This is a genomic window from Burkholderia sp. RF4-BP95 (assembly GCF_001521985.1).
GTDB lineage: Bacteria > Pseudomonadota > Gammaproteobacteria > Burkholderiales > Burkholderiaceae > Burkholderia > Burkholderia diffusa.
Map to the genome: position 1 here is coordinate 198,194 of NZ_LOSX01000029.1, position 23,004 is coordinate 221,197.

Genomic DNA, 23,004 nt, shown 5'->3' on the forward strand with positions numbered 1-23,004 from the left:
TTGTTATACTTGCGCGCACTTTTTCCTGGACCGCGATGAAACGAACGACGCGATGGATCGGCCTCGTATGGTTGGCGCTCGTACTGAACGTACTGTCGCCCGTCGTCGGCTACGCGCGTCTCGCATCGAACGGTTCCGGCGAGCTCACGCTCGAATTGTGCAGTGCGGCAGGTGCGCGTCAGATCGTCCTCCCGCAGTCGGGCGACGACCGCGGCACATCGTCGTTCGACCATGCCGGCGTGCCGCACTGCGTGTATTGTCCCGGCTTCGCGGCGAACGTGGCGCTCGGCACGAGCCTGCCTGCGTTGCCGGGCTTCGTGCGCGCCTTCGCATACCGGGCCGCCGCCCCGGCCGTTCCCGTTTTTCCCCGCCAGGGCATCCGTCTCGCGCAGCCGCGCGGCCCGCCTGAAAACGTCCCGATCTGATTGATATCGTCCGCGCGCCCCGGTGGCGCGCGTGCCGCCCGCGGCCCGGTCCGCGCGCCGCGCCGTGTGCGCGCGGCGCGTCGGCTCGCGCCCGGCGGTGTCCGGTCACGTTTTCAGGAATTCATCCATGTCGTTCACCTTCGCCGCGCGGCCGTCGCGCGGCCGGCTCGCGCTCGCCTGCGCGGCCGTTTTTGCCTGGCCTGCCGCGCAGGCGGCCACGATCGATGGCGTATCCGCCGACCCGGCGCCCGGCGGTCCGGGCGACCTGGCCGGCCATGCCGCACCGGTTGATGCGCCCGCGCCGACGGGCGACACGCTGACCGCCGTCAGCATCACCGCCCGGCGGCAGCCCGTCGATCCCGATACGCCGGCCGTCGTCGAGTCGATCACGCGCGAGCAGATCGACGCGCACACCAACGTCACCACCGAGGACGCGCTGAAGTACGCCCCCAACCTGATGGTTCGCAAGCGCTACATCGGCGACCGCAACAGCGTGTTCGCCGGCCGCGACTTCAACGAGCTGCAGAGCGCGCGCGGGCTCGTCTACGCCGACGGCCTGCTGCTGTCGAACCTGCTCGGTTCGAGCTATGCGTATCCGCCGCGCTGGTCGCTGATCGCGCCCGACGATATCGCGCGCGTCGACGTGCTGTATGGTCCCTTTTCCGCGCTGTATCCGGGCAACGCGATCGGCTCGACCGTGCTGCTGACGACGCGGCGCCCCGACGCACTCGAGGCGTCGCTGTCGACGCAGTTCTTCACGCAGCGCTATCACGACGGCTACGGCTTCGCGGACAGCTTCGGCGGCAATCACCAGACCGCGCGGATCGCGAACCGCATCGGCAGGTTCTGGTTTTCGCTGTCGCTCGACCGGCTGGAGAACAACGGCCAGCCGATGCAGTATGCGAGCCCCAATTCGGCCTACAACCCGAAGCTCGGCGCCGCGGTGCCGGTGACGGGGGCGGCCACCGACATCGGGCCGAACGGCAAGCCGCGCACGATCGTCGGCGCGCAGACCATCGAGCGGACCGAGCAGCTCAACGGGACGGTGCGGATGGGCTACGCGTTCACGGACCGCGTCGACGCGACGCTGACGCTCGGGCACTGGGAAAACCATTACCGGCAGCACGGCGAAACCTTCCTGCGCGATGCGGCGGGCAATCCCGTCTACGGTGGCAACGTGTCGATCGGCGGCCGGAACATGACCGTCGCGCCGAGCGCGTTCGCGCCGCAGCGCGGCGACCAGGAGAACTGGCTGTACGCGCTCGGCCTGAACGGCCGGCTCGATTCGGGCTGGCGGCTGTCGGGCGTGGTGTCGGCATACGACGTGTCGCGCGACGTGCTGCGCGCGGCGTCGACCGTGCAGGGCGGGGCGGGCACGCTGTTCCAGGGCGACGGCACGGGCTGGCGCACGTTTGACCTGAAGGCCGAGGCGCCGGAAGTGAAGGGCCACGCATTCACGTTCGGCTATCACTACGACAACTATTTCCTGCGCAACGTCACGTACAACACGGCCGACTGGCTGGCCGGGCCGACTACGTCGCTCGCGAGCGTCTACCGGGGCGACACGCGCACGCAGGCGCTGTTCGCGCAGGACGCGTGGCGTTTCGCGCCCGGCTGGCTCGCGACCCTCGGCCTGCGCTACGAGCGCTGGGATGCATACGGCGGCGCGCTCGGCAACGCCAACGGCATGCTCGGCTATGCGGACCGCGGCGCGAATGCGCTGTCGCCGAAAGTCGCGCTGCAATGGGACGCGACGGACGTCTGGCGCTTCCGGCTGTCGTTCGCGACCGGCACGCGCTTTCCGACGGTCGGCGAACTGTTCCAGGGCACGATCTCGAACAACGCGATCGTCAACAACAACCCGAACCTGCGCCCGGAAAAGGCGATCGACTGGGACTTCACGGCCGAGCGCGACGTGGGTGTCGGCGTCGTGCGCGCGAGCGTGTTCCAGAGCGACCTGCGCGATTCGATCTACAGCCAGACGACGGTGTCGGGCGCATCGACCGTCACCAACATCTCGAACGTCGATCGGGTGCGCGTACGTGGCGTCGAACTTGCATTCAGCGGTCAGAACGTCGGGCTGCGCGGTCTCGACATCGACGCGAACGTGTCGGCGAGCAATGCGCAGATTCTGGCCGACGCCGCGAATCCGGCTTACGTCGGTTCGCGCTTTCCGCGCATCCCGCGCATGCGCGCGAACCTGCTCGCGTCGTACCGCTTCGACGAGCACTGGCTCGCGAGCGTCGGCGTCCGCTACTCGGGCCGCCAGTTCAATACGCTCGACAACGGCGATGTGAATCCGGACGTGTACGGCGGCACGAGCATCTTCACGGTCGTCGACCTGAAGGCGCGCTACCGGTTCGACCGTCACTGGACCGCGTCGCTCGGCATCGACAACCTGACCGACCGCCGCTATTACGTGTTCCACCCGTATCCGGGCCGCACTTTCTTCGGAGAACTGAAATGGTCGCTGTGAAATCGTTCGCGGCAGGCTGCGCGCTTTGGCTCGCGGCGCTGTCGCCCGCACGCGCGCACGACGCGCCGAATACCGTTGATCCGCACGCGGCGCACATGAGCATGCAGGCCGCGCCGGCGCAGCAGAAGCAGCCGCTCGCGACCGGCGCCGCATTCGACGCGCGGCACCGGCTGTGGGTCGCATGGGTCGAAGGCGCGCACGTCGTCGTCGCGCGCTCGGACGACGCGGGCCGCACGCTGTCCGCACCCACGACCGTCAACGCGATGCCCGAGCCGATCTACACGAGTGCGGAAAATCGCCCGAAGATCGCGACGAGCCCGGACGGCAGCGCGGTGTACGTGTCGTGGTCGATGCCGCTCGATGCGCCGTACACGGGCATGGTGCGCTTCTCGCGTTCGCTCGACGGCGGCGCGACCTGGAGCGTGCCCGTCACCGTGCATCGCGACCGGCAGGCGATCACGCATCGCTTCGACATGATGGCGGTCGATCCGGCCGGCAACATCGCGATCGCGTGGATCGACAAGCGCGATCTCTTCGCGGCGAAGGCGGCGGGGCAGACGTACGACGGCGCGGCCGTGTACTACGCCGTGTCGCGCGACGGCGGCGCGTCGTTCGAGCCCGAGCGCAAGGTCACCGATCACACATGCGAATGCTGTCGCATCGCGATGGCGATCGATCCGGCCGGACATATCGAAGCGGTGTGGCGCAACGTGTTCCCGGGGCAGATCCGCGACCATGCGCTCGCGGTGCTGCCCGTGTCGGCGTCGGAGCCCGTCGTGCCGGTGCGCGCCACGTTTTCGAACTGGCACGTCGAGGCGTGCCCCGAGCACGGGCCGGCGCTCGCGATCACGCCGGACGGCACGCGCCACATTGCGTGGTTCGGCGTCGTCGACGGTCGCGCCGACGTGTTCTACTCGCGCATCGGCGCCGATGGCCGGCCGCTCGGCACGCCCTGGGCGTTCGGCGCGAATTCGTCGGTACCGGCCGAGCAGGCATCGCATGCGGCGCTCGTCGCGCGCGGCGATGTCGTCTGGCTCGCATGGAAGGCGTTCGACGGCGACACGATGCAGATCAAGCTGCGCCGCTCGGACGATCGCGGCGAGCACTGGTCGGCGCCGCGCGTGATCGCGTCGACGTCGGGCGCGAGCGACAACCCGCAACTGCTCGACGATGCAGGACGCATCTACCTGTCGTGGCGCACGCGCCACGACGGCTATCGGCTCATTTCCGTGGAGGGAGCGCGATGAAACGGCTGATGGTGTCGATCGGCGCCGTGCTTGCGAGCCTGCCCGCATGGGCCGGTGAACTGCAGCCGCTGCGCGCGGCCGAGGTCGCGAAGTTGTACGCGACGGCGCCCGAACGGCCGCTCGCGGTCGAGATCTGGTCGCTCGATTGCGGCTACTGCCGCGAGAACGCCGCGCATCTGGTCGCGTGGCAGCGCCGGCATCCGGACGTGCGGCTCGCGATGGTTTCGATGGACGCGTACGACGACAACGGTGCGGCGATCGCACAGGCGCTCGCGCAAATGAACCTGCCGCCGCAGGTCGCGCAGTATGCGAATGCGGAGCCGATGCCCGAGCGCCTGCGTGCGGCACTCGATGCGGGATGGCGGGGAGAAATGCCGCGTACCGTGTGGATCGGACGCGATGGCGCACGCGAGGCGCGCAGCGGATTGCTGACGACCGACGTGCTCGACGGCTGGTTGCAAGGCGGCAAGCGCCGGTGAAAGCGGAAGGTGGCGCGCGGGCGGTGCCGCGCGCCGCTTCGATGCAGATACGAAACGAAAGCGCGCCCGAAGGCGCGCGAGAAGATCGTCAGGCCGCGCGCCTGAACAGCCGGATCACGAACAGCAGGATCACGGCGCCGATGACCGCGACGATCACCGAACCGATGAAGCCGCTGCCGAGGCTGATGCCGAGCACCCCCGCCAGCCAGCCGCCGATCACCGCGCCGACGATACCGACGATGATGTCGACGATCAGGCCGAACCCGCCGCCCTTGACGAGCAGGCCCGCCAGCCAGCCGGCGATCGCGCCGATGATGAGCCACATAATCAAGCCATGAGTCATGGTGATCCTCTCCTTGTGTTGAGTCGAAATGACCGGACGTCGGCTGTTTCGCCGCAAGCTGCATGAAGGCGGCATGCGACCCGCCGCGCCGCCCACGCAATGTAACGCGATAGACGGGTCGGAATCGTTAAGTAATGTTATGCACCCTTAACGGGTTTTTCCAGGGGATTCGTCTGTCTACGCAATGAATCTGTAAGGAAAGGGGCGCCATGTGTCATCGTCCGTGCGTCGGCGTCGATGCGTCGGTGTCGGGCAGGCCGTCACCGGCGTCGGCAATCAGGCGGGTGACGGTCGCCGCGTCGCCGATCGCCTCGATCGCGAGCAGTGCGAAGCGCGCGAGAAAGAGCGATGCATCGGTTTCGCCGATGCGAGTCATCGTGCGGCACAGGTCGGTGTAAAGGATGTCGCGTTCGGTGTCGGTCATCATGCGTTCTCCTGAGGATCGGATGACGTGTGCGGGTGCAGCACGCGCTCGAGTGCGGCGCTCAGGTCGGTGACGCGCGCATCGTGCCAGCGGCCGAGCACATGTCCGTCCGGACGCACGAGATAGACGGTGCCGTCGCGCGCGCCGTACAGGTCGAACAGCCGGCCGTCGGCATCGTAGCCGCCGCATCGCGGATGTTGCGGTGCCGCGTGCCGCGCGAGCGTCACCAGCGCGAACGGTATGCCGGCGTCGTGCAGGCGTCGTTCGAGATCGGCGAACGACGGATCGGACGCACCGTCGCGTGTGAAGCGGAACGCGGTGAAGCACGCGCCGACGAGATCGGTCAGGTGACCGCGACGTGCGCCGTTGTCGTTGCCGATGTCGCTCGACGCCTGCAGCATCAGCGGACATTCGGCGAGTACCGTGCCGGGCGGCGGCCCAGCCGAGAACGCATCGCGTTCGTCCGCATTGAGCGGCGACGTCGTGTAAGCGATGGCCGATGTCTGACGCGGATTGATCAGTGAACGCAACGCCGGATGCCGGGCCGCGAGCGTCAGCACGGCCTTGCGCATCAGGTCGAATGCGAACGACGGCGGCGCCATGAACTCGGTGCTCTTGGTGCCGTAGCGCAGGTTCTCGTGCGTCGCGAACACGCGCTCGTCCGAATAGCTGTCGAGCAGCGCGTCCGACGCGAGGCCGCGAATCACGTACGCCAGTTTCCACGCGACATTGTCGGCGTCGTCGATGCCCGAGTTCGCGCCGCGCACGCCGAAGATCGGCACGAGGTGCGCGGCGTCGCCACAGAACAGCACGCGGCCGTGCCGGTAGCGTTCGAGCGTCAGCGCGTTCGCCTTGTAGATCGTGATCCAGATCGGCGACCAGTCGCCGCGCTCGCCCATCATGTCGAGCAGGCTCCGCACGCGCGGGATCACGTTCTCGGGTTTGACGGCCGCTTCGGGATCCTCATCGTCACGCAGCTGATAGTCGATCCGCCACACGTTGTCGGGCTGCCTGTGGACGAGCACCGTCGAGCCCGGATTCGACGCCGGGTCGAAGTAGGCGAGCCGCTCGGTCGGCCGATCGCTGTCGAGCGCGATGTCGACGATCACGTAGCGGCCTTCGTAGCTGGTGCCGCGCAGCGACAGGCCGAGCGCATCGCGCATCGTGCTGCGCCCGCCGTCGCTCGCGACGACCCAGTCGGCATCGAGCGCGTAGCCGCCGAGCGGCGTATCGACGTCGAGACGCACGCCGTCCGGGCGCTGCGTGACGCCGGCGACCTTCGTCTGCCAGCGGATTTCGATGAATTCGGGGCGGCGCAGTGCGGCGTCGAGCAGGAACTGCTCGATGTGATACTGCGCGAGGTTCACCATCGGCGGCAGCTTCTGGTTTTCGTCCTGCGGCATCGTGAAACGCAGCACTTCGTCGTGACGATAGAAGCTGCGTCCGCCGCTCCACGGCAGTCCGACGCGAAGGAAATCATCGAGTGCGCCGAGCCGCTCGATGATCTCGAGGCTGCGTCGCGAGATGCAGATCGCGCGGCTGCCGTGACAGACCGAATCGTCGGCTTCGAGCAGCACGCTGCGGATGCCGTGATTGGCGAGGCCGAGCGCGACGGCGAGGCCGACCGGCCCGCCGCCGACGATCGCGACGCTGTGCCGCTGCATGTCGACACCGTCGCTGCAGGTCGGCAGGTGCGCGGGATGGCGCGCGGCGACGAACGGATATGGCTTGAATTCGATACCCATCGTTGGCTTCCAGGTTGTACTGTTGGAATGCGCACGCTCGACCATGCGATGCGTGCGGCAGAGGCTGGATGCAGTATGAAAGCCATACCGAACACCGCTGTCCCCATTCCGGGTACAGCGTTCGGCCGGGGGCGGGCCGGGATTTACCCCCGACGCGTTCAGGATCGGCGAGCGCGGTTCAGGGTTGCAGGCACAGCGCAAAAAGCTGGCGCTGGCTCGAGATGCCGAGGCGCCGGTACGCGCGCTTCTGATAGGTGACGACGCTGGAGGCCTTCACGCCGATCGTTTCACCGATCTCCTGCGCGGTCTGGCCTTCGAGCACGCCGCGCAGCACGTCGAGTTCGCGCTTGGACAGTGCCGGGCATGCGCCGCGCAGCCGCGCGAGCATCAGTTGCGGGATGCCGATCTGCGCCGCGCCGGCGAGCGCGTAGTGATGCTGCGCGGCCTGCGCGATCAGCGGTGCGAGTGTTTCGATGGCCGCGATCTCGCGCGGCTGGAACGCGCCGCTGCGATGCGCGCGATACAGGTTGATCGACAGCCAGGTCGAGTCGTTCGGCTGCATCAGCAACGCGAGGCGATCGGACACGTCGGGGCCGCGATAGCAGGCTGCCCGATATGCGTCGTGGCAGATCTCGTCGCCGGCCTGCTGATGCAGCAACACGTCGCGGCGGTGGGTGTCGCGACCCGCGGCCGAGACGATCTTCTGGTTGCCGTCGAGCGCATAGAAATGTCGCACGTAGGTGTCGGCGACGTCACGCAGGTAGCGGCCGCCGCGATGATCGGCGACCGACACCGTGCGTGGCCGGCTGCCGAACTCGTACGCGAAGATCGTGCACTGCGTGACGGACAGCGCATCGTCGAACAGCTTCAGGATTTCCGCGGCGAACGCATTCGGCTCGCTGCCGCCGATCGCGGTGACGAGACCGGTCGCGCGGGACACGTCCAGTTGTCCGCCGAGGTTGGGTCGTTCGAGGCGCCAGATGCGCATGATGCGGGGGAAGGGCCGGGTGGTCCGGCGATTGTAATCGGCGGCGCGCGGCGCGGGAGTCGGGAGATGCCCGCAAGCGGAAATGACGGGGAGGGTGGCGCAGGACTTCGTGTATCGGAAATCGTCGCCGGAAAAGAGAAAAGGCCTGATAAGCGATGCTTATCAGGCCTTTATATCTTGGTGCCGGAGATAGGAGTCGAACCTACGACCTTCGCATTACGAATGCGCTGCTCTACCAACTGAGCTACACCGGCAGCAGAGAAATGAAATTATATGGTGAAATCCGAGATCTTGGCAATAGGTTTTGCGAAATTTTTTCAGCTTGCTGCGGCTGCTTCGCGAAACCATCGATCCGGCGGACTTCCCGCTTTCACTTCACTGCGATGCAGCCTGTCAGGGCCACATCGCGAAGGCGCGATTGTACTGGCGTCTCGCACCTCCGTCTAGTGCTGCAGTGCAAATTTATTTGCCTTCGCCTTCGTTGTGATAGCTGGTCACGCGCTCGACTTCATTCTTCGAGCCAAGGAACACCGGCACGCGCTGGTGCAGGCCGGTCGGCTGCACTTCCATGATGCGCTGCGTGCCCGTCGTCGCGGCGCCGCCGGCCTGTTCGACGATGAACGACATCGGGTTCGCTTCATACATCAGGCGCAGCTTGCCCGGACGATCGGGCGTGCGCTTGTCGGCCGGGTACATGAAGATGCCGCCGCGGTTCAGGATCCGGTGCACGTCGGCCACCATCGACGCGATCCAGCGCATGTTGAAGTTGTCGCCGCGCGGGCCTTCCTTGCCGGCGTTCAGTTCGCTGACGTAGCGCTGGACCGGCTCATACCAGTGGCGTGCGTTCGATGCGTTGATCGCGTATTCGCGCGTATCGGCCGGGATCTGCATGTTGCTTTGCGTGAGCACCCACGAGCCGACTTCGCGGTCGAGCGTGAAGCAGTTCACGCCGTTGCCGGTCGTCAGCACGAACACGGATTGCGGGCCATACACCGCGTAGCCGGCCGCGACCTGCTCCGTGCCCGGCTGCAGGAACGATTCCTCGGTCGCCTGCTTGCCGTCCGGGCAGCGCAGCACCGAGAAGATCGTGCCGATCGACACGTTCACGTCGATGTTCGACGAGCCGTCGAGCGGGTCGAACACGAGCAGGTATTCGCCGCGCGGGTAGTTCGCGGGGATCGGGAAGAACGTTTCCATTTCTTCCGACGCCATCGCGGCGAGGTTGCCGCCCCATTCGTTCGCGTCGAGCAGGATTTCGTTCGACAGGATGTCGAGTTTCTTCTGCACTTCGCCCTGGACGTTCTCGCTGCCGGCGGTACCGAGTGCATCGCCGAGCGCGCCCTTCGACACGTTGTAGCTGATCGCCTTGCACGCGCGGGCGACGACTTCGATCAGCAGGCGGAGGTCGGCGGGGAGGTTGTTGGTCTCACGCTGCTGCTCGATCAGGAACTTGGACAGCGTGGTGCGGCGGGCAATGGACATGACAGACTCCGAAAGGCCAAAGAATCCTTGAATTGCCGCAATTTTACCCGGCGCGCCTCCCGAGCCGCCGCCTTTTTTCGTCCGGTTACATGGTCGGTCGGCCGTCCCGGCCGGGTGCCGGCGTGCGTGGCGCGGCAGTTCGGCGCGAAAGCGGCAGGAAAACCGGGCGCCTGAACGCGTGGTCCCGCTCCGACCCCGCCAACCTTCAGACGACAAAAAAGCCGGCGCCGCAACGGGGCGGCGCCGGCTTCGTCGCACGGGCACGCGACGCGAATCGCGTGCGTGACGTTACGCGAGGGCCTTCTCGACGATCTCGCGCACGTCGCGCGATTTCGCGCCGGCGGCGACCTGCTCGAGCGCCTCGCGCATCCGGTCGCGCAGCGCCGGCGTGAAGCGGCGCCACAGTTCGAGCGAGCGGGCGAGGCGCGCGGCGACCTGCGGGTTGATCGCGTCGAGCGCGAGCACCTGTTCGGCCCAGAACGCGTAGCCCGAGCCGTCCGCCGCGTGGAATTGCGCCGGGTTCGCCGCGCAGAAACTGAAGATCAGCGAGCGTGCGCGGTTCGGGTTCTTCAGATTGAACGCGGGGTGGGCCATCAGCTTGCGGACCTTCGCGAGCGTCGGCTGCGTGGACGTGCCGCGCTGCGCGGCCTGCATCGCGAACCACTTGTCGATCACGAGCGCTTCCTTCTCGAAGCGACGGTAGAAGTCGTCGAGCGCGTGTGCGGCCGCGTCGTTCGCGCCCGATGCCGCGGCGGACAGCAGCGCGCCGAGCGCGGCGGCACGATCGGTCATGTTGTTCGCCGCGTCGTACTGCTCGGTCGCGATGCGCACGGCGTCGGCCGGATCCTCGAGTTCGGCGAGATACGCGAGCGCGAGGTTCTTCAGCGCACGGCGGCCGGATGCGTCGGGCGTCGGCTCGTACGCGCCCGGCGTCTGATGCTGCTCGTACGCGGCGAGCCACTCGGCGCGCAGCGCGGTCGCGAGCTGGCGGCGCACGAACTGGCGCGCGCGATGCACGGCGGCCGGATCGGCTTCCGCCATCTGGTCGGCCAGATAGGTTTCCGACGGCAGCGTCAACGCGAGTTCGCGGAACGCGGGCGACAGGTTTTCATCGGTCAGCACGCGGCGGAACGCGGCGACGAAGTTCTCGCCGAGCGTGAGCGGCTCGTTCGCGGCGGCGCGCGCGGCGAGCGTCAGCAGCGCGCGCGTCGCGAGGCGCTGGCCGGCTTCCCAGCGGTTGAACGGGTCGCTGTCGTGGGCGAGCAGGAAGGCGAGGTCGTCGTCGCTGTAGTCATACTCGACGATCACCGGTGCCGAGAAATTGCGCAGCAGCGACGGCAGCGGCTGCTCCGGCACGTCGACGAACGTGAAGGTCTGTTCGGTGTCGGTGAAGTCGAGCACGCGCGTCGTGCCCGACGCGGCCGCTTCGCCGTCGAGACGCAACGGCAGGTCGCGGCCGTCGCGGCCGATCAGGCCGATCGCGAACGGAATCAGCAGCGGCCCCTGCTGCGTCTCGCGCGCGGCCGGCGACGCATCGCCGTAGCCTTGCGCGAGCGTGACCGTGTAGCGGCGCGCGGCTGCGTCGTACGCGGTGCGCACCGACACGCGCGGCGTGCCGGCCTGGCTGTACCAGCGTTCGAATTGCGCGAGATCGCGTCCGTTTGCGTCGGCCATCGCGTGACGGAAGTCGTCGCACGTCACGGCGTGACCGTCGTGGCGCTTGAAGTACAGGTCCATCCCCTTGCGGAAGCCGTCGCGGCCGAACAGCGTCTGGTACATCCGCACGACTTCCGAGCCTTTCTCGTAGACGGTCATCGTGTAGAAGTTGTTGATCTCGACGTAGCTTTCCGGACGCACCGGATGCGCCATCGGGCCCGCATCCTCGGCGAACTGCAGCTGGCGCAGCACGCGCACGTCCTCGATGCGCTTGACCGCGCGGGCCGCGGAGTCGACGTCGTCGCCCGCCGCCATGTCGGCCGAGAATTCCTGGTCGCGGAACACCGTCAGGCCTTCCTTCAGGCTCAGCTGGAACCAGTCGCGGCAGGTCACGCGGTTGCCGGTCCAGTTGTGGAAGTACTCGTGGCCGACCACCGATTCGATGTTCGCGAAGTCGGTGTCGGTCGCGGTCTCGGGGTTCGCCAGCACGTACTTCGTGTTGAAGATGTTGAGCCCCTTGTTCTCCATCGCGCCCATGTTGAAGTCGCCCACGGCGACGATCATGAAGCGGTCGAGATCGAGCTCGAGGCCGAAGCGCTTCTCGTCCCAGCGGATCGAGTGAATCAGCGAATCCATCGCGTGACGGGTCTTGTCGAGGTCGGCCGGTTCGACCCAGACCTGCAGCAGCTTTTCCTTGCCGGAGCCGGACGTGATCTTCTCCTCGATCGCGACGAGCTTGCCCGCGACCAGCGCGAACAGATAGCTCGGCTTGCGGAACGGGTCTTCCCATTTCGCGAAGTGGCGGCCGTCGGGCAGCTCGCCCGAGTCGACGAGGTTGCCGTTCGACAGCAGCACCGGATACGCGGTCTTGTCGGCGCGCAGCGTGACGGTATACGACGCCATCACGTCGGGGCGGTCGAGGAAGTAGGTGATGCGGCGAAAGCCCTCGGCCTCGCACTGCGTGAAGAAGTTGCCGCTCGACACGTACAGGCCGGACAGCGTCGTGTTCTGGTCCGGCGCGCACGCGCTGTCGAGCGTGAGCTCGAACGCGTCGGGCACGTTTTCGACGGTCAGCCCGTGTTCGTGCACGCGCACCGCGCCATAGGGCGCGCCGTCGAGGTGTGCACCGAGGAATTCGAGCGCTTCGCCCAGCAGCTCCAGGTGCGGCGTCGGCGCCGCGTCCGGATTGCGGCGCACGCGCATCGTATTCCTGACGATCGTGCGGGCCGGCGCGAGATCGAATTCGAGCGCGACGGAATCGATGAGGAAGGCCGGCGGCGTATAGTCGGCGCGGCGGATCACGGTGGAGGAGGCGTTGTCGGACATGGTCGTCGAGATCGGTGGAATGGGGATCGGGCCCGCGGCGCGGGCCGGGCGAACCGGGCCATTGTACAAAGGCTGGCGGCTGCGTGCCGGGCGAACTTTTTACCGGTTCCGGCTGTCCGCGTATTATCGGCATCCCGTGCGGTTCGCGCGGTGCGACGAACGGATGACGGATCGACGAGGATCGACATGAAACACGAATGGATTCAACGGAGTGCGGGCTGGGCGGCGGTGCTGTGCGTGGCGCTGCTGACGGGCTGCACGAGCTATGTGACGACGCAGGTCACGGCCTTCTCCGACTGGAGCGGCAGCGACGCGACACGCACGTACGCCTTCACGCGCACGGATGCGCAGAAGCACAGCATCGAGCAATCGACTTACGAGCCGATCGTCGCGAACGAGCTGTCCGCGTATGCATTCAGGCAGGTGCCGGCCGCGCAGGCACGCTATCTGATCGGGCTGGCCTACGGGGTCGGCAGCGATCTGGTGACGGTGCCGCAGCCGGTTTACTACGACCCGTGGTTCATGGGGCCGGGGCCGTACTGGCGGGGCGGGCCGTGGGGCCCGTGGGGGCCCTGGGGGCCGATGCCGGCCGGCTACGTCGCGCAGACCTATCAGGTCTTCGACTACACGCTCGGCATCCGGATCACCGAGCGCGCGACCGGCAAGGAAGTCTACAACGTGACCGCGCGCACCACCGGCGACAACGGTGCGCTGCTGTATGCGATGCCGTTCCTCGCGCGCAGCGCGCTCGCCGATTTCCCGTTGGCGAACGGCGCGATCCGCACGGTGCGGTTGCCGGTCGACAAGCACGGCGGCCCGGCCGCGCCGGCCGCCAACGAGCGTGCGGTGCCGGCCGTGCCGGCATCGGGGGCGGCGGTCACGAAGTAACGCGGTATCGACACCGGCGCGGCCGCCCGGCCGCGCCACGTGTCTGCGCGCGTCACGTCCCGATGCCCAGCAGCGCCAGCGCGCCGAGCACGACGAACAGCACGGCCGCGATGCCGTGCACCAGCTTCGTCGGCAAGCGGTGCGCGAAACGGTCGCCCAGCAGGATGGCGGGCACGTTCGCCAGCATCATCCCGAAAGTCGTGCCGGCCACCACGCCGATGTAATCCTGGAAGCGCGCGGCGAGCGCGACGGTCGCGATCTGCGTCTTGTCGCCCATTTCCGCGAGGAAGAACGCGACGAGCGTCGCGCCGAACACGCCGAGCCGCGAGCGGTTGGCATTGGCTTCGTCCGCATCGAGCTTGTCCGGCACGAGGATCCACAGCCCCATCGCGATGAACGAGAACGCGAGCGCCCAGCGCATGATCGACGGCGTGACGAGCGCGCCGAGCCATTCGCCGAGCGCGCCGGCGAAGCCGTGGTTCACGAGCGTCGCGACGAGTACGCCAAGAATGATCGGCACGGGCTTGCGATAGCGCGCGGCCAGCACGAGGGACAGCAGTTGGGTCTTGTCGCCGATTTCAGCGAGGGCGACGGCGCCGGTGGAGATCAGGAAGGCTTGGGACACGTATGGGGTTCCACGGGCCAGTGTTGTGCGTGCGAGCGACGATCCGCCGCGCGCCGGGCCCTGATGCGGCTCGCAGTGAACCATCGGTCTCGCCAGGCCTTCGTGGCTGCGTCCGCCATGGCCGAAAGGCCAAGTCTGTTGACGGACGCCTCCGTCACGATGCGCGCCGTTGGCGCGGAGCATCGAGCGGAGCGGCTACTCCCCAATGAGCGGCGAATTCTAGCACGCCGTGTGGCGTGCGCGGTGCGAATCCGGTTGCGCCGGCATGCGCCGCGACGCACGCCGGCGCAAGCATGGGCGAGCGCGCGCGTTACGCGGCGGCGGTGCGGCGTGCGGCGCCGCGCTCGTGCACGAGCTGGCCGGCCGCATACGTGCGGTACACGGCGCGGTCGTCGCCGAGCAGCGCGAACGCGAACAGCAGTTCCTCGAGCGACTCCGCGCGTTTCGTGCGACGCGCGAGCAGCGGCGTGGCCTGCGGGTCGAGCACGACGAAGTCGGCTTCGGTGCGCGGCGCGAGCGTGCCGACGGTGTCGGCGAGGTCGAGCGCCTGGGCGGCACCGGCCGTCGCGAGCCAGAACATCCGCGTCGCGGTCAGGTGGTGGCCCGACAGCCGCGCGACCTTGTGCGCCTCGTTCATCGTCTGCAGCATCGAGAACGACGTGCCGCCGCCGACGTCGGTGGCGAGCGTGACGGGCACGTCGAATTCGCCGGCCTTGTCGAAGTCGAACAACCCGCTGCCGAGGAAGAAGTTCGACGTCGGGCAGTGCGCGACGACGGTGCGCGTCTCGGCCATCCGGCGACGGTCCTCGTCGTCGAGGTGGATGCAGTGGCCGTACACCGCGCGCGGGCGCAGCAGCCCGTAACGATCGTAGATGTCGAGATAGCTGCGGTGGCCGGGGAACAGCTCGGCCACCCATTTCACTTCATCGACGTTTTCCGCGACGTGACTCTGCACGAACACGTCCGGATGGCGACGCGCGAGTTCGCCGCATGCCTCGAGCTGCGCCTCGGTGGACGTCGGCGCGAAGCGCGGCGTCAGCGCATACATCTGGCGGCCCTTGCCGTGCCAGCGGCCGATCAGCTCGGCGCTGTCGTCATAGCCCGATTGCGCGGTGTCGCGCAGGAATTCGGGGCAGTTGCGGTCCATCAGCACCTTGCCCGCGATCATCCGCAGGTCGCGCGCGTCGCTTGCCGCGAACAGCGCGTCGGCCGACTGCTTGTGCACCGTGCAGTAGACGAGCGCGCTCGTCGTGCCGCAGGCGAGCAGTTCGTCGACGAAGAAGTCGGCGACCTCGCGCGCATGTTCCGGATCGCCGAACCGGCGCTCGGTCGGGAACGTGTACTTGTCGAGCCACGGCAGCAGGCCGGGCGCTGGGGACGCGATCATGTCCGTCTGCGGATAGTGGATGTGCGTGTCGATGAAGCCGGGCACGATCAGCTTGTCGCGCAGATCATGGACGACCGCGTCGCGCGCGAGCGTCGCGGCGAGCCGCGCATGCGGGCCGGCCGCGACGACCTTGCCGTCGTCGACGATCAGGAGGCCGTCGGTCTCGTGGTTCGCGGCCTGGCTCGACTGCGCCGGGTCGCCGTTGAAGGTCAGCAGTTGGGAACGGAAAGCGGTTTGCGTCATGACGAATGGTCCTGCATCAAGGTAAGGCGAACAGAAGAAAAGGTCGGCGTCGCGCGGGCGACGGCATGGCGGGTGCTGCCTGCGCATGCGCGACGCGGCGAAGCGTGAAGGCCGGGGCGCTGCGGATGGCGAGCGCGCACGCGAGCATGGCGGCATGTGCGACCGGCGCGGCGGCGAGCTGCATGACGAGCCGCCACGACAGGCTTCGGCCCGCGACGTCGCACAACGCCGTCGCCACGCGGGCGACCGGCGCGGCGTCGGCGTGCGCGCGCGGGGCACGCACGCGGCCGGCGTGGCGCAGGGTCGAGCCGGTCGCCACGAAGCGGATGTCGTCGACGTGTTTCATCTGTCTAGCGAACCTCGATGCCGGCCGTCACGCGGCTTGCCAGTACGAATCGAGACGCGCGATCAGCGCATCGCGCTGCGCGGCGTCGACGAACGACGCCTCGAAGCCGTTGCGGATCACCGCGTGCACTTCGGCGTCCGTCAGTTGCAGCCCGTCGACCGTCGCGAAGTAGTTGTCGTTCACGTAGCCGCCGAAATAGGCCGGATCGTCGGAGTTGATCGTCACCGCGACGCCGCGATCGAGCAGCGCCTTCAGCGTGTGCTTCGTCATGTCGTCGAACACGCACAGCTTCAGGTTCGACAGCGGACACACGGTCAGTGCCGTGCGCGTGCGCGCGAGGCGTTCGACGAGCGCCGCGTCCTCGATGCTGCGCACGCCGTGGTCGATCCGATCGACCTTCAGCACGTCGAGAGCTTCGTGTATGTAGGCGGGCGGACCTTCCTCGCCCGCATGCGCGACGAGCTTCAGCCCGAGCGCACGCGCCTTCTCGAACACGCGCGCGAACTTCGTCGGCGGATGGCCGAGCTCGGACGAATCGAGACCGACGCCGATCAGCCGGTGGCGATAGCGTTCGAACAGCGGCAACGCGGATTCGAACGTCGCGAGCGCATCTTCTTCGGACAGGTGGCGCAGGAAACACAGGATCAGCTTGCTCGACAGCCCGCGCTGCTCGGCATCGGCGAGCGCGCGGTCGATGCCGGCAACGACCGTCTCGATCGGCACGCCGCGTTCGGTGTGCGTCTGCGGGTCGAAGAACAGCTCGGTGTGGACGACGTTGTCGGCGAGTGCGCGTTCGCAGTACGCGGCCGTCATGTCGTAGAAATCCTGCTCGGTCAGCAGCACGCTCGCGCCGGCGTAATAGATGTCGAGGAACGACTGCAGGTCGGTGAACGCATACGCGGCGCGCAGCGCGTCGATCGACTCGTACGCGAGCTTCACGCCGTTGCGCTGCGCGAGCGCGAAAATCAGTTCGGGCTCGAGCGAGCCTTCGATATGGATGTGCAGCTCCGCTTTCGGAGCGCGGGCGATCTTGTCCTTGAATGTCGGGGTCATGGCGTTGTTCTTGGTCGGTCAGAATTGTGGGGAAACCTGCACGGGCGCGTTCGCCTCGACGGCCTGCAGCAACTGCGCGGCCACCGAGATCGCGATCACTTCGGGTGCCTTGTCGACGATGCCTTCGACGCCGATCGGGCAGCGCATCCGCGCGAGCTGGGCCGGATCGATGCCGATCGCCGCCAGACGATGATCGAACTGCATGCGCTTGGTGCGCGAGCCGGTCATCCCGAAATACGCATAGTCGCCGCGCCGCAGGATACGTTCGGCCAGCACGAAATCGAGTGCGTGGTCGTGCGTCATCACGACGAAGTACGTATGCGGCGGCGCCGTGTCGACGGCATCGGCCGGGCTGGCCATCGCGTCGATCGCGAGATTGCCGATTCCGGCGAGTGCGTCGGCCGGCGGGAACACCGCGTCGGGCCCGTCGATCCAGTGCACATGGCACGGCAGCGTCGCCAGCACCTTCACGAGCGCGGTGCCGATGTGTCCCGCGCCGAACAGCACGACGGGGAACGCAAACGGCGCGATCGTTTCGGTCATCAGCGACACGCCGCCGGTTTCCCACAGCAGGCAGTCGGCGCGCGCCGCGGGCGATTCGGGCTCGCTGAGCAGCGGCGCGCCCGGCGAGGGGCCGAATGATACGCTACGCACGGTCGCGGCGCCCGCCGCGACGCGCTTGGCGAGCGACATGATCCAGCCGAGATCGCCGACGTCGAGCCGCTCGAACGCGAGCACGACCGCGCCGCCGCAGCACTGGCCGAGGCTCGGGCCGAGCGCGAGCCGTTCGAGCCGGCGTGCGTGGGGCACGTGCGCGCCGTCCTTCAGCAGGTGCCGCGCGATCTCGATCGCCTTCCATTCCAGATGACCGCCGCCGATCGTATGGCGGGCCGTGTCGCGCGTGACGAGCATCTTGGTGCCGGCCTCGCGCGGCGCGGAGCCGTCGGTGTGCGCGACCGTCACGAGCACGGCCGCTTCGCCGTGCGCGAGCAGTTGCTGCAAATCGCCGAGCCAGGCTTCCATCAGCACGCTCCGGTCGGGACGACGCGGCACGACGCGCGGCGCGGGCTGGCGGGTGCGGCGGCAACGAGGACGGATGGGAGCGACGCGGGCCGGCTGCCCGACTGATCCTGTGCGGCGGCCGTGCGCCGAGGGCGCGCGCGAACGGCGCCGCGGGACGTGCGGACGCCATGAGGGTGACGGATGCGGATGGTTTGCGTTGTCATGATGAATCCAGTCGACATTGCGGATCGGGCGCGCGTTACGCAGGAGGTGAGACCGCTGGCCTCGCGCACGTAGATCGCCATCCAGTCGCGAAGATAGCACCGCAAGGCGGCGGAAACATTGCCGGGCGGTGATCCGGGCTATCAGGCGGCGATCATGTCGATCATAGGCCCGCCGCGCGGAATCGGGGCGCAGATGCGCGGGCATCGGCCCGAAACGCATGTGCGGCGGGGCGTGCGCGCGGATGTCGCGCGACGTGCGTTCGCCCGGAAATCCGGGTTGCGGCGGGGGTAGGTGTTTACGCGCGGCGGGCAGGGTGCGGGCGCGTCGGGGCTGCGCCGGCGCAGCCGGGTGAGCGGCGCGACGCGCCTGCGCGGCCTCGACCGGTCGGCCGGACCGCGTGGCGCGTCCGGTCAGCCCGCCAGCTTGCGGCGATGGCGCCAGAGGCTCGAGGCGACGGCGATCAGGATCGCGGCGAAGCCGATCAGCGCCCAGCCCGGCAGCAGGATGCCGAAGATCGGCGGGTAGACCGTCTCGCACAGGCCGGCGACCTTGAACATGCCGGGGAACCACTGGGCGGGCGGCAGGCTGTCGACGATCGGCTGCAGCGTGTCGAAGCCGCAGCTGAAGCCCGGATTCATCTGGATCGACAGGTGCCGCGCGGCGGTGCCGACGCCGCCGGCCGCGGCGATCGCGATCAGCAGCTCGAGCACCCAGATGCCGCGCCAGTTGCGCATCCCGGCCGCCAGGAACGCGAAGATCCCGATCGCCGCGAAGAAGTAGCGCTGGATGATGCACAGCGGGCACGGATCTTCGTTCTTCACGTACTGCAGATAGAGCGCGCCGGCCAGCAGGGCGATGCACACCCATCCGAGCAGCATCAGCAGGCGGCGTTCACGGCGGAGTGCGAGCGTGGAGTCGTTCATGTCGGCGGGATTCCTGTCGTTGGTCGGTCCGATAAACAATCGCGCGATTTTAGCGCGAACGATCTGGCACGAAACTGACAGCGCACGTGCGGCACCCCGCCGCAGCCACTGCGTCCGGGGCGTCTGCCGCCGTCATTGCGCCCGTGCGGTCACCGGATCGTGTTCAGCACGGCTTCGACCGCCTGGCCGATCGCGAGCAGCGCGTCGTCGCGATGCGGCGCGGCCGCGAGCATCAGGCCGACCGGCGCTGCGTCGCGCGGATGGCACGGCAGCGACAGCGCGCAGGCGTCGAGGAAGTTGAACGCGCTCGGGTTGCGAAGGATCAGCGCGTTGGTGCGCGTGAAGGCGGCGTCGTCCGCTTCGAGTTCGGCGATGCGCGGCGGCACGACCGGCACCGTCGGCGCGACGAGCGCGTCGAAGCGCGACCAGACCGTGTGCGCCGCTTCGTCCAGCATCGCCTGGCGGGCGGCGAGCAGGTCGAGATAGTCGGCCGCGCTCGCCGGCTCGCCCTTCAGGATGCGCGACAGCACGCGCGGATCGTATTGGTCGCGGTGCTGCGCGAGCAGCGGGCGATGCCACGCGTAGGCTTCGATCGGCGAGAAGCCGAAACGGTTGATGTCCGGCAACCGGTCGAGCGCGGAAAAGCGCACTTCCGTGACGATCGCGCCGGCGGCTTCGAGGTGTTTCAGCGATGCGTCGAGCGCGGCGGCGACATCGGCGTCGACACCGTCCGTCACATAGTTGGTCAGCACGCCGAGCCGCACGCCTTCGAGCGGTCGCGCGGCCGGCACGTGCGGCTCGAGGCCCGCGAGCATGCGGTCGACGAGTGCGCAACAGGCGACCGTCAGGCCGATCGGGCCGAACGAATCGAGCGTGGTCGACAGCGGCACGCCGCCTTGCGTCGGGATCCGGCTCGCGGTCGGCTTGAAGCCCGTGAGCCCGCACAGCGCGGCCGGAATGCGGATCGAGCCGCCGGTGTCGGTGCCGAGCGCGACGGCCGCCATCCCGTCGGCGACGGACGCGGCCGCGCCGGACGACGAGCCGCCGGCAATCCGCGCGTCGCCCGGCACGTCGCGGCCGTACGGCGAGCGCGGCGTGCCGAAGTGCGGATTCAGGCCGAGCCCCGAGAACGCGAACTCGCTCATGTTGGTGCGGCCGACCAGCACCGCGCCCGCGCGCTTGAGCCGCGCGACGGCGACCGCATCGGACTTGGCGGGCGGCGCGCCGTCGAGCACGCGCGAGCCGGCGCGCGTCACCTGGCCCGCGACGTCGAACAGATCCTTCACCGACACGGGGATGCCCGCGAGCGGCGACAGCACGGTGCCCGCCGCACGCAGGCGGTCGTGGGCATCGGCGGCCGCGCGCGCGTTGTCGGCGTCGACTTCGGTGAAGACGGCGGCACCCTGGCCGGCCGGATCGGCGATCCGGTCGAGCGCGACGTCGACGAGCGCGCGGCTCGTGGTCCGGCCGGCGGCGAGGTCGGCGGCAAGCTGGGCGAGCGGAGGGAAGGGCGTGAAGGTGGTCATGGGCGGCTCAGGGACGAAGATGTTGGACAAGCGTGGCGCGAAACGAATCGATATGGCGTTCGACGGCCGTGCGTGCGCCGGCGGCATCGCGCGCGGACAGCCGTTCGAACAATTCGAGGTGTTCGCGCTGGACCTCGGACAGGTGGTGCGGCTCGGACAGCGTGACGAACCAGAAGCGCAGCGAGCGTTCGTGCAGCGCGCGCAGGATTTCCGCGAGCACGGTGTTGCGTGCCGCCGCGGCGATCGTCTGATGAAACGCGCGGTCGAGCTCCATCATGCCTTCGACGTCGTGCGTGTCGACGCAGGCCTGCCCGTCGTCGAGCAGCGCGGCCATGCGCGCGAGATCGTCGGGCGTCGCATGGCGGGCGGCGAGTTCGACGCAATGCGCTTCGTTGATGCGGCGCACGTCGATCACCGCGACGATGTCGTCGAGCGACAGCGGCTGCACCATCAGCCCCTTGCGCGGCATCACGGACAGCAACCCTTCGAGCACCAGCCGGTGGACGGCCTGATGGACGGGCGTGCGGCCGATGCCGGTGCGTGCGACGAGGTCGGCTTCGTTGAGCGCGGCGCCGGGCTTCAGGCGCATCGTGATGATGTCGCGCTGGATCAGCGCGTATGCGCGATCGGCGAGGCTGACCGCCGATGCGGCGGGCCGGTCGTGGCGGGCGTCGGTCAGGTCGTTCATGCGGGCGGCGGCGCGGTGGCCGGGCAGGGCGCGATCATGGCGCGGTCGATCGGGTAGCGTGGGCGATTCGTGAATATTATTGTGATATATCACTGATGTCCAGTTTGCCCGGGCGACTGTCGATGTTGTCGAACGGGGCCGGTGACGCGCGTCGCGGCGGATGCGACGAGTTGCAACAATATCGACAGGATGTTGCTCGTTTACCGCGCGATCGTGCACTGAAGCATAATGAATCCTCGTCAATCCACCACGCGCGAGCGACGTACCAGACCATCGTCATGAGCGAAAACACGCCTTCCCCGGCCGGTCTGCCCGGCACCTCTTCCGCTTCTACCGATTCCCCCCGTTCCAGTCCGGCGCATACGCCGGAGGCGCCCTCCACGCGGGCTGCCGCTGCGCAGATCGTCGCGGCGGACGGCGCGTCGCCGGTCACGGCGGCGTCCGAGCCGGGCGCTGCGGGCACGACAGGCGCTGCCGCAGAAGGCCGTGCAGTGCCGCCGAAACCCGGTGCCGCGCCGCCCGGTTTCGGCGCTCAGCCCGATTTCGACACGCCGCGTCCGCCGCCCGCGAGCGCGCAGAACGCGCCGCCGGCGTACCTGAAGCAAAGCGACACGCCGTGGTCGGTGTTCGGCCGGATCGTCGCGGCGCGTGCACGCCGGATCTTCGATCGCGCCGGCCAGCGGATCACGCAGCGCACGCTGCGCATCGGCGTGTCGGCACGGATCTTCCATCCGGAGCCGGGCGCGAAGGGGCTGCGCGGCAAGACGCTGCAGTATCTCGAGGAATCGATCGCGCACTGGGTGATGTCGCGCGACGTGCTCGTGTTCATGATCCCGACCGTCGGTCACCAGGGCATGCTGCATCCGAGCAACATCCGCCTGCGCGACTACGCGAAGCATCTCGACGGCCTGCTGCTGCAAGGCGGCGCCGACGTGTCGCCGCAAACCTACGCGGCGTCGGATGCGCGCCCCGAGTGGCCGGGCGACCGCGTGCGCGACATGTACGAGCTCGAGCTGTTTCACGAGTTCGTCGAGTCCGGCAAGCCGGTGCTCGGCGTGTGCCGCGGCGCCCAGCTGATCAACGTCGCGTTCGGCGGGTCGCTGTACCAGGACATCGCGACGGACGTGCCGACCGCGAATGCGCACGTGAGCGAGCATTACGACCAGCATCGCCACGCCATCCGCTTCCCCGACTCGTCGACGCTCGCGAGCATGTTCCCCGGGCGCAGCGAAGCGATCGTGAACTCGATCCACCATCAGGCGATCCGCGATCTCGGCCGCGATCTGAACATCGAGGCCGTGTCAGCCGGCGACGGGATCATCGAAGGCATTCGCTACCGGCGTGCGCCGTTCGTCGTCGGCGTGCAATGGCACCCGGAGTTTCATCGTGCCGGCGGCTCCGAGTTGCTCGACTGCACGCCGCTGCTCGATGCGTTCCTGCGCGCCGCTCGCGAGACCCGCCTGTAACCCGTTCTTGTATTGCCGCGCAGGAAAGCCGGCCGCATCCC

Annotated in this window: 20 protein-coding genes, 1 tRNA gene and 1 riboswitch; of the genes, 6 read left to right on the plus strand and 15 right to left on the minus strand. The window is 68.4% G+C overall.

Annotated features, from left to right (window positions below; translation table 11 throughout):
* Positions 1-35 precede the first annotated feature (35 nt).
* The 4 genes from WS46_RS13365 (at position 36) to WS46_RS13380 (ending at position 4,627) form a co-directional block, all read left to right on the plus strand.
* Positions 36-425, plus strand: coding sequence for a DUF2946 domain-containing protein (locus WS46_RS13365; protein WP_059690799.1), 390 nt, complete (start codon positions 36-38; stop codon positions 423-425).
* Positions 426-552: 127 nt separating this feature from the next.
* Positions 553-2,901: a TonB-dependent receptor gene (locus WS46_RS13370; protein ID WP_059690801.1), complete on the plus strand. Its 2,349-nt coding sequence runs from the start codon at positions 553-555 to the stop codon at positions 2,899-2,901.
* Positions 2,889-4,148 carry a sialidase family protein gene (locus WS46_RS13375; RefSeq protein WP_059690803.1) on the plus strand — a complete coding sequence of 420 codons (1,260 nt, stop codon included), beginning with the start codon at positions 2,889-2,891 and terminating at the stop codon, positions 4,146-4,148. The genes WS46_RS13370 and WS46_RS13375 overlap by 13 nt, the downstream gene beginning before the upstream one ends.
* Entirely contained in the window at positions 4,145-4,627 is a 483-nt protein-coding gene (locus WS46_RS13380; protein WP_059690805.1) for a TlpA disulfide reductase family protein, read from the plus strand. The genes WS46_RS13375 and WS46_RS13380 overlap by 4 nt, the downstream gene beginning before the upstream one ends.
* 88 nt (positions 4,628-4,715) lie before the next feature.
* Here WS46_RS13380 and WS46_RS13385 read toward each other — a convergent pair whose 3' ends face one another.
* The 7 genes from WS46_RS13385 to pepN all read right to left on the minus strand — a co-directional run bounded on the left by WS46_RS13385 (position 4,716) and on the right by pepN (position 12,591).
* Positions 4,716-4,970, minus strand: coding sequence for a GlsB/YeaQ/YmgE family stress response membrane protein (locus tag WS46_RS13385; RefSeq protein ID WP_059530096.1), 255 nt, complete (start codon positions 4,968-4,970; stop codon positions 4,716-4,718).
* Between the two features lie 214 nt (positions 4,971-5,184).
* Positions 5,185-5,397, minus strand: a complete 213-nt coding sequence (locus WS46_RS13390; protein ID WP_059530094.1) for a hypothetical protein — start codon at positions 5,395-5,397, stop codon at positions 5,185-5,187.
* On the minus strand, positions 5,394-7,139 hold the full coding sequence (locus tag WS46_RS13395) for an FAD-dependent oxidoreductase (RefSeq protein ID WP_059690806.1): 1,746 nt from the start codon (positions 7,137-7,139) through the stop codon (positions 5,394-5,396). Before WS46_RS13395 ends, WS46_RS13390 begins: the two co-directional genes overlap by 4 nt.
* 178 nt (positions 7,140-7,317) lie before the next feature.
* Positions 7,318-8,127, minus strand: a complete 810-nt coding sequence (locus WS46_RS13400; RefSeq protein ID WP_059690807.1) for a LuxR C-terminal-related transcriptional regulator — start codon at positions 8,125-8,127, stop codon at positions 7,318-7,320.
* Positions 8,128-8,305: 178 nt separating this feature from the next.
* Positions 8,306-8,381 (minus strand) — tRNA-Thr (locus WS46_RS13405).
* A gap of 208 nt (positions 8,382-8,589) precedes the next feature.
* On the minus strand, positions 8,590-9,609 hold the full coding sequence (locus WS46_RS13410; protein WP_059530086.1) for a class 1 fructose-bisphosphatase: 1,020 nt from the start codon (positions 9,607-9,609) through the stop codon (positions 8,590-8,592).
* Positions 9,610-9,897: 288 nt separating this feature from the next.
* Positions 9,898-12,591 carry an aminopeptidase N gene (gene pepN / locus WS46_RS13415; RefSeq protein WP_059690808.1) on the minus strand — a complete coding sequence of 898 codons (2,694 nt, stop codon included), beginning with the start codon at positions 12,589-12,591 and terminating at the stop codon, positions 9,898-9,900.
* Positions 12,592-12,777: 186 nt separating this feature from the next.
* Between pepN and WS46_RS13420 the strand changes: the two genes are divergently transcribed.
* Complete coding sequence (locus WS46_RS13420) at positions 12,778-13,479, plus strand: DUF4136 domain-containing protein (protein ID WP_059530081.1); 702 nt, start codon at positions 12,778-12,780, stop codon at positions 13,477-13,479.
* Positions 13,480-13,531: 52 nt separating this feature from the next.
* Here WS46_RS13420 and WS46_RS13425 read toward each other — a convergent pair whose 3' ends face one another.
* From WS46_RS13425 to WS46_RS13460, 8 genes are all read right to left on the minus strand, one after another.
* The gene (locus tag WS46_RS13425) at positions 13,532-14,104 is read right to left on the minus strand and encodes a TMEM165/GDT1 family protein (RefSeq protein ID WP_059530078.1); all 573 of its coding nucleotides are present in this window, start codon (positions 14,102-14,104) and stop codon (positions 13,532-13,534) included.
* Between the two features lie 91 nt (positions 14,105-14,195).
* Positions 14,196-14,320: riboswitch (yybP-ykoY riboswitch) on the minus strand.
* Between the two features lie 94 nt (positions 14,321-14,414).
* Entirely contained in the window at positions 14,415-15,734 is a 1,320-nt protein-coding gene (gene guaD, locus WS46_RS13430; RefSeq protein WP_059530075.1) for a guanine deaminase, read from the minus strand.
* 16 nt (positions 15,735-15,750) lie between these two features.
* Complete coding sequence (locus tag WS46_RS13435) at positions 15,751-16,080, minus strand: hypothetical protein (RefSeq protein ID WP_257129987.1); 330 nt, start codon at positions 16,078-16,080, stop codon at positions 15,751-15,753.
* Between the two features lie 27 nt (positions 16,081-16,107).
* The gene (locus WS46_RS13440) at positions 16,108-17,133 is read right to left on the minus strand and encodes an adenosine deaminase (protein WP_059690809.1); all 1,026 of its coding nucleotides are present in this window, start codon (positions 17,131-17,133) and stop codon (positions 16,108-16,110) included.
* A gap of 18 nt (positions 17,134-17,151) precedes the next feature.
* Positions 17,152-18,156, minus strand: coding sequence for a xanthine dehydrogenase accessory protein XdhC (gene xdhC, locus WS46_RS13445; protein WP_059690810.1), 1,005 nt, complete (start codon positions 18,154-18,156; stop codon positions 17,152-17,154).
* A 614-nt stretch (positions 18,157-18,770) separates the two neighbouring features.
* Positions 18,771-19,283 carry a disulfide bond formation protein B gene (locus WS46_RS13450; protein ID WP_059467072.1) on the minus strand — a complete coding sequence of 171 codons (513 nt, stop codon included), beginning with the start codon at positions 19,281-19,283 and terminating at the stop codon, positions 18,771-18,773.
* A gap of 149 nt (positions 19,284-19,432) precedes the next feature.
* Positions 19,433-20,809: an amidase gene (locus WS46_RS13455; RefSeq protein WP_059690811.1), complete on the minus strand. Its 1,377-nt coding sequence runs from the start codon at positions 20,807-20,809 to the stop codon at positions 19,433-19,435.
* Positions 20,810-20,816: 7 nt separating this feature from the next.
* On the minus strand, positions 20,817-21,497 hold the full coding sequence (locus WS46_RS13460; RefSeq protein WP_059690812.1) for a GntR family transcriptional regulator: 681 nt from the start codon (positions 21,495-21,497) through the stop codon (positions 20,817-20,819).
* Positions 21,498-21,775: 278 nt separating this feature from the next.
* Between WS46_RS13460 and WS46_RS13465 the strand changes: the two genes are divergently transcribed.
* Positions 21,776-22,963, plus strand: coding sequence for a gamma-glutamyl-gamma-aminobutyrate hydrolase family protein (locus WS46_RS13465; protein WP_059690813.1), 1,188 nt, complete (start codon positions 21,776-21,778; stop codon positions 22,961-22,963).
* Positions 22,964-23,004 lie beyond the last annotated feature (41 nt).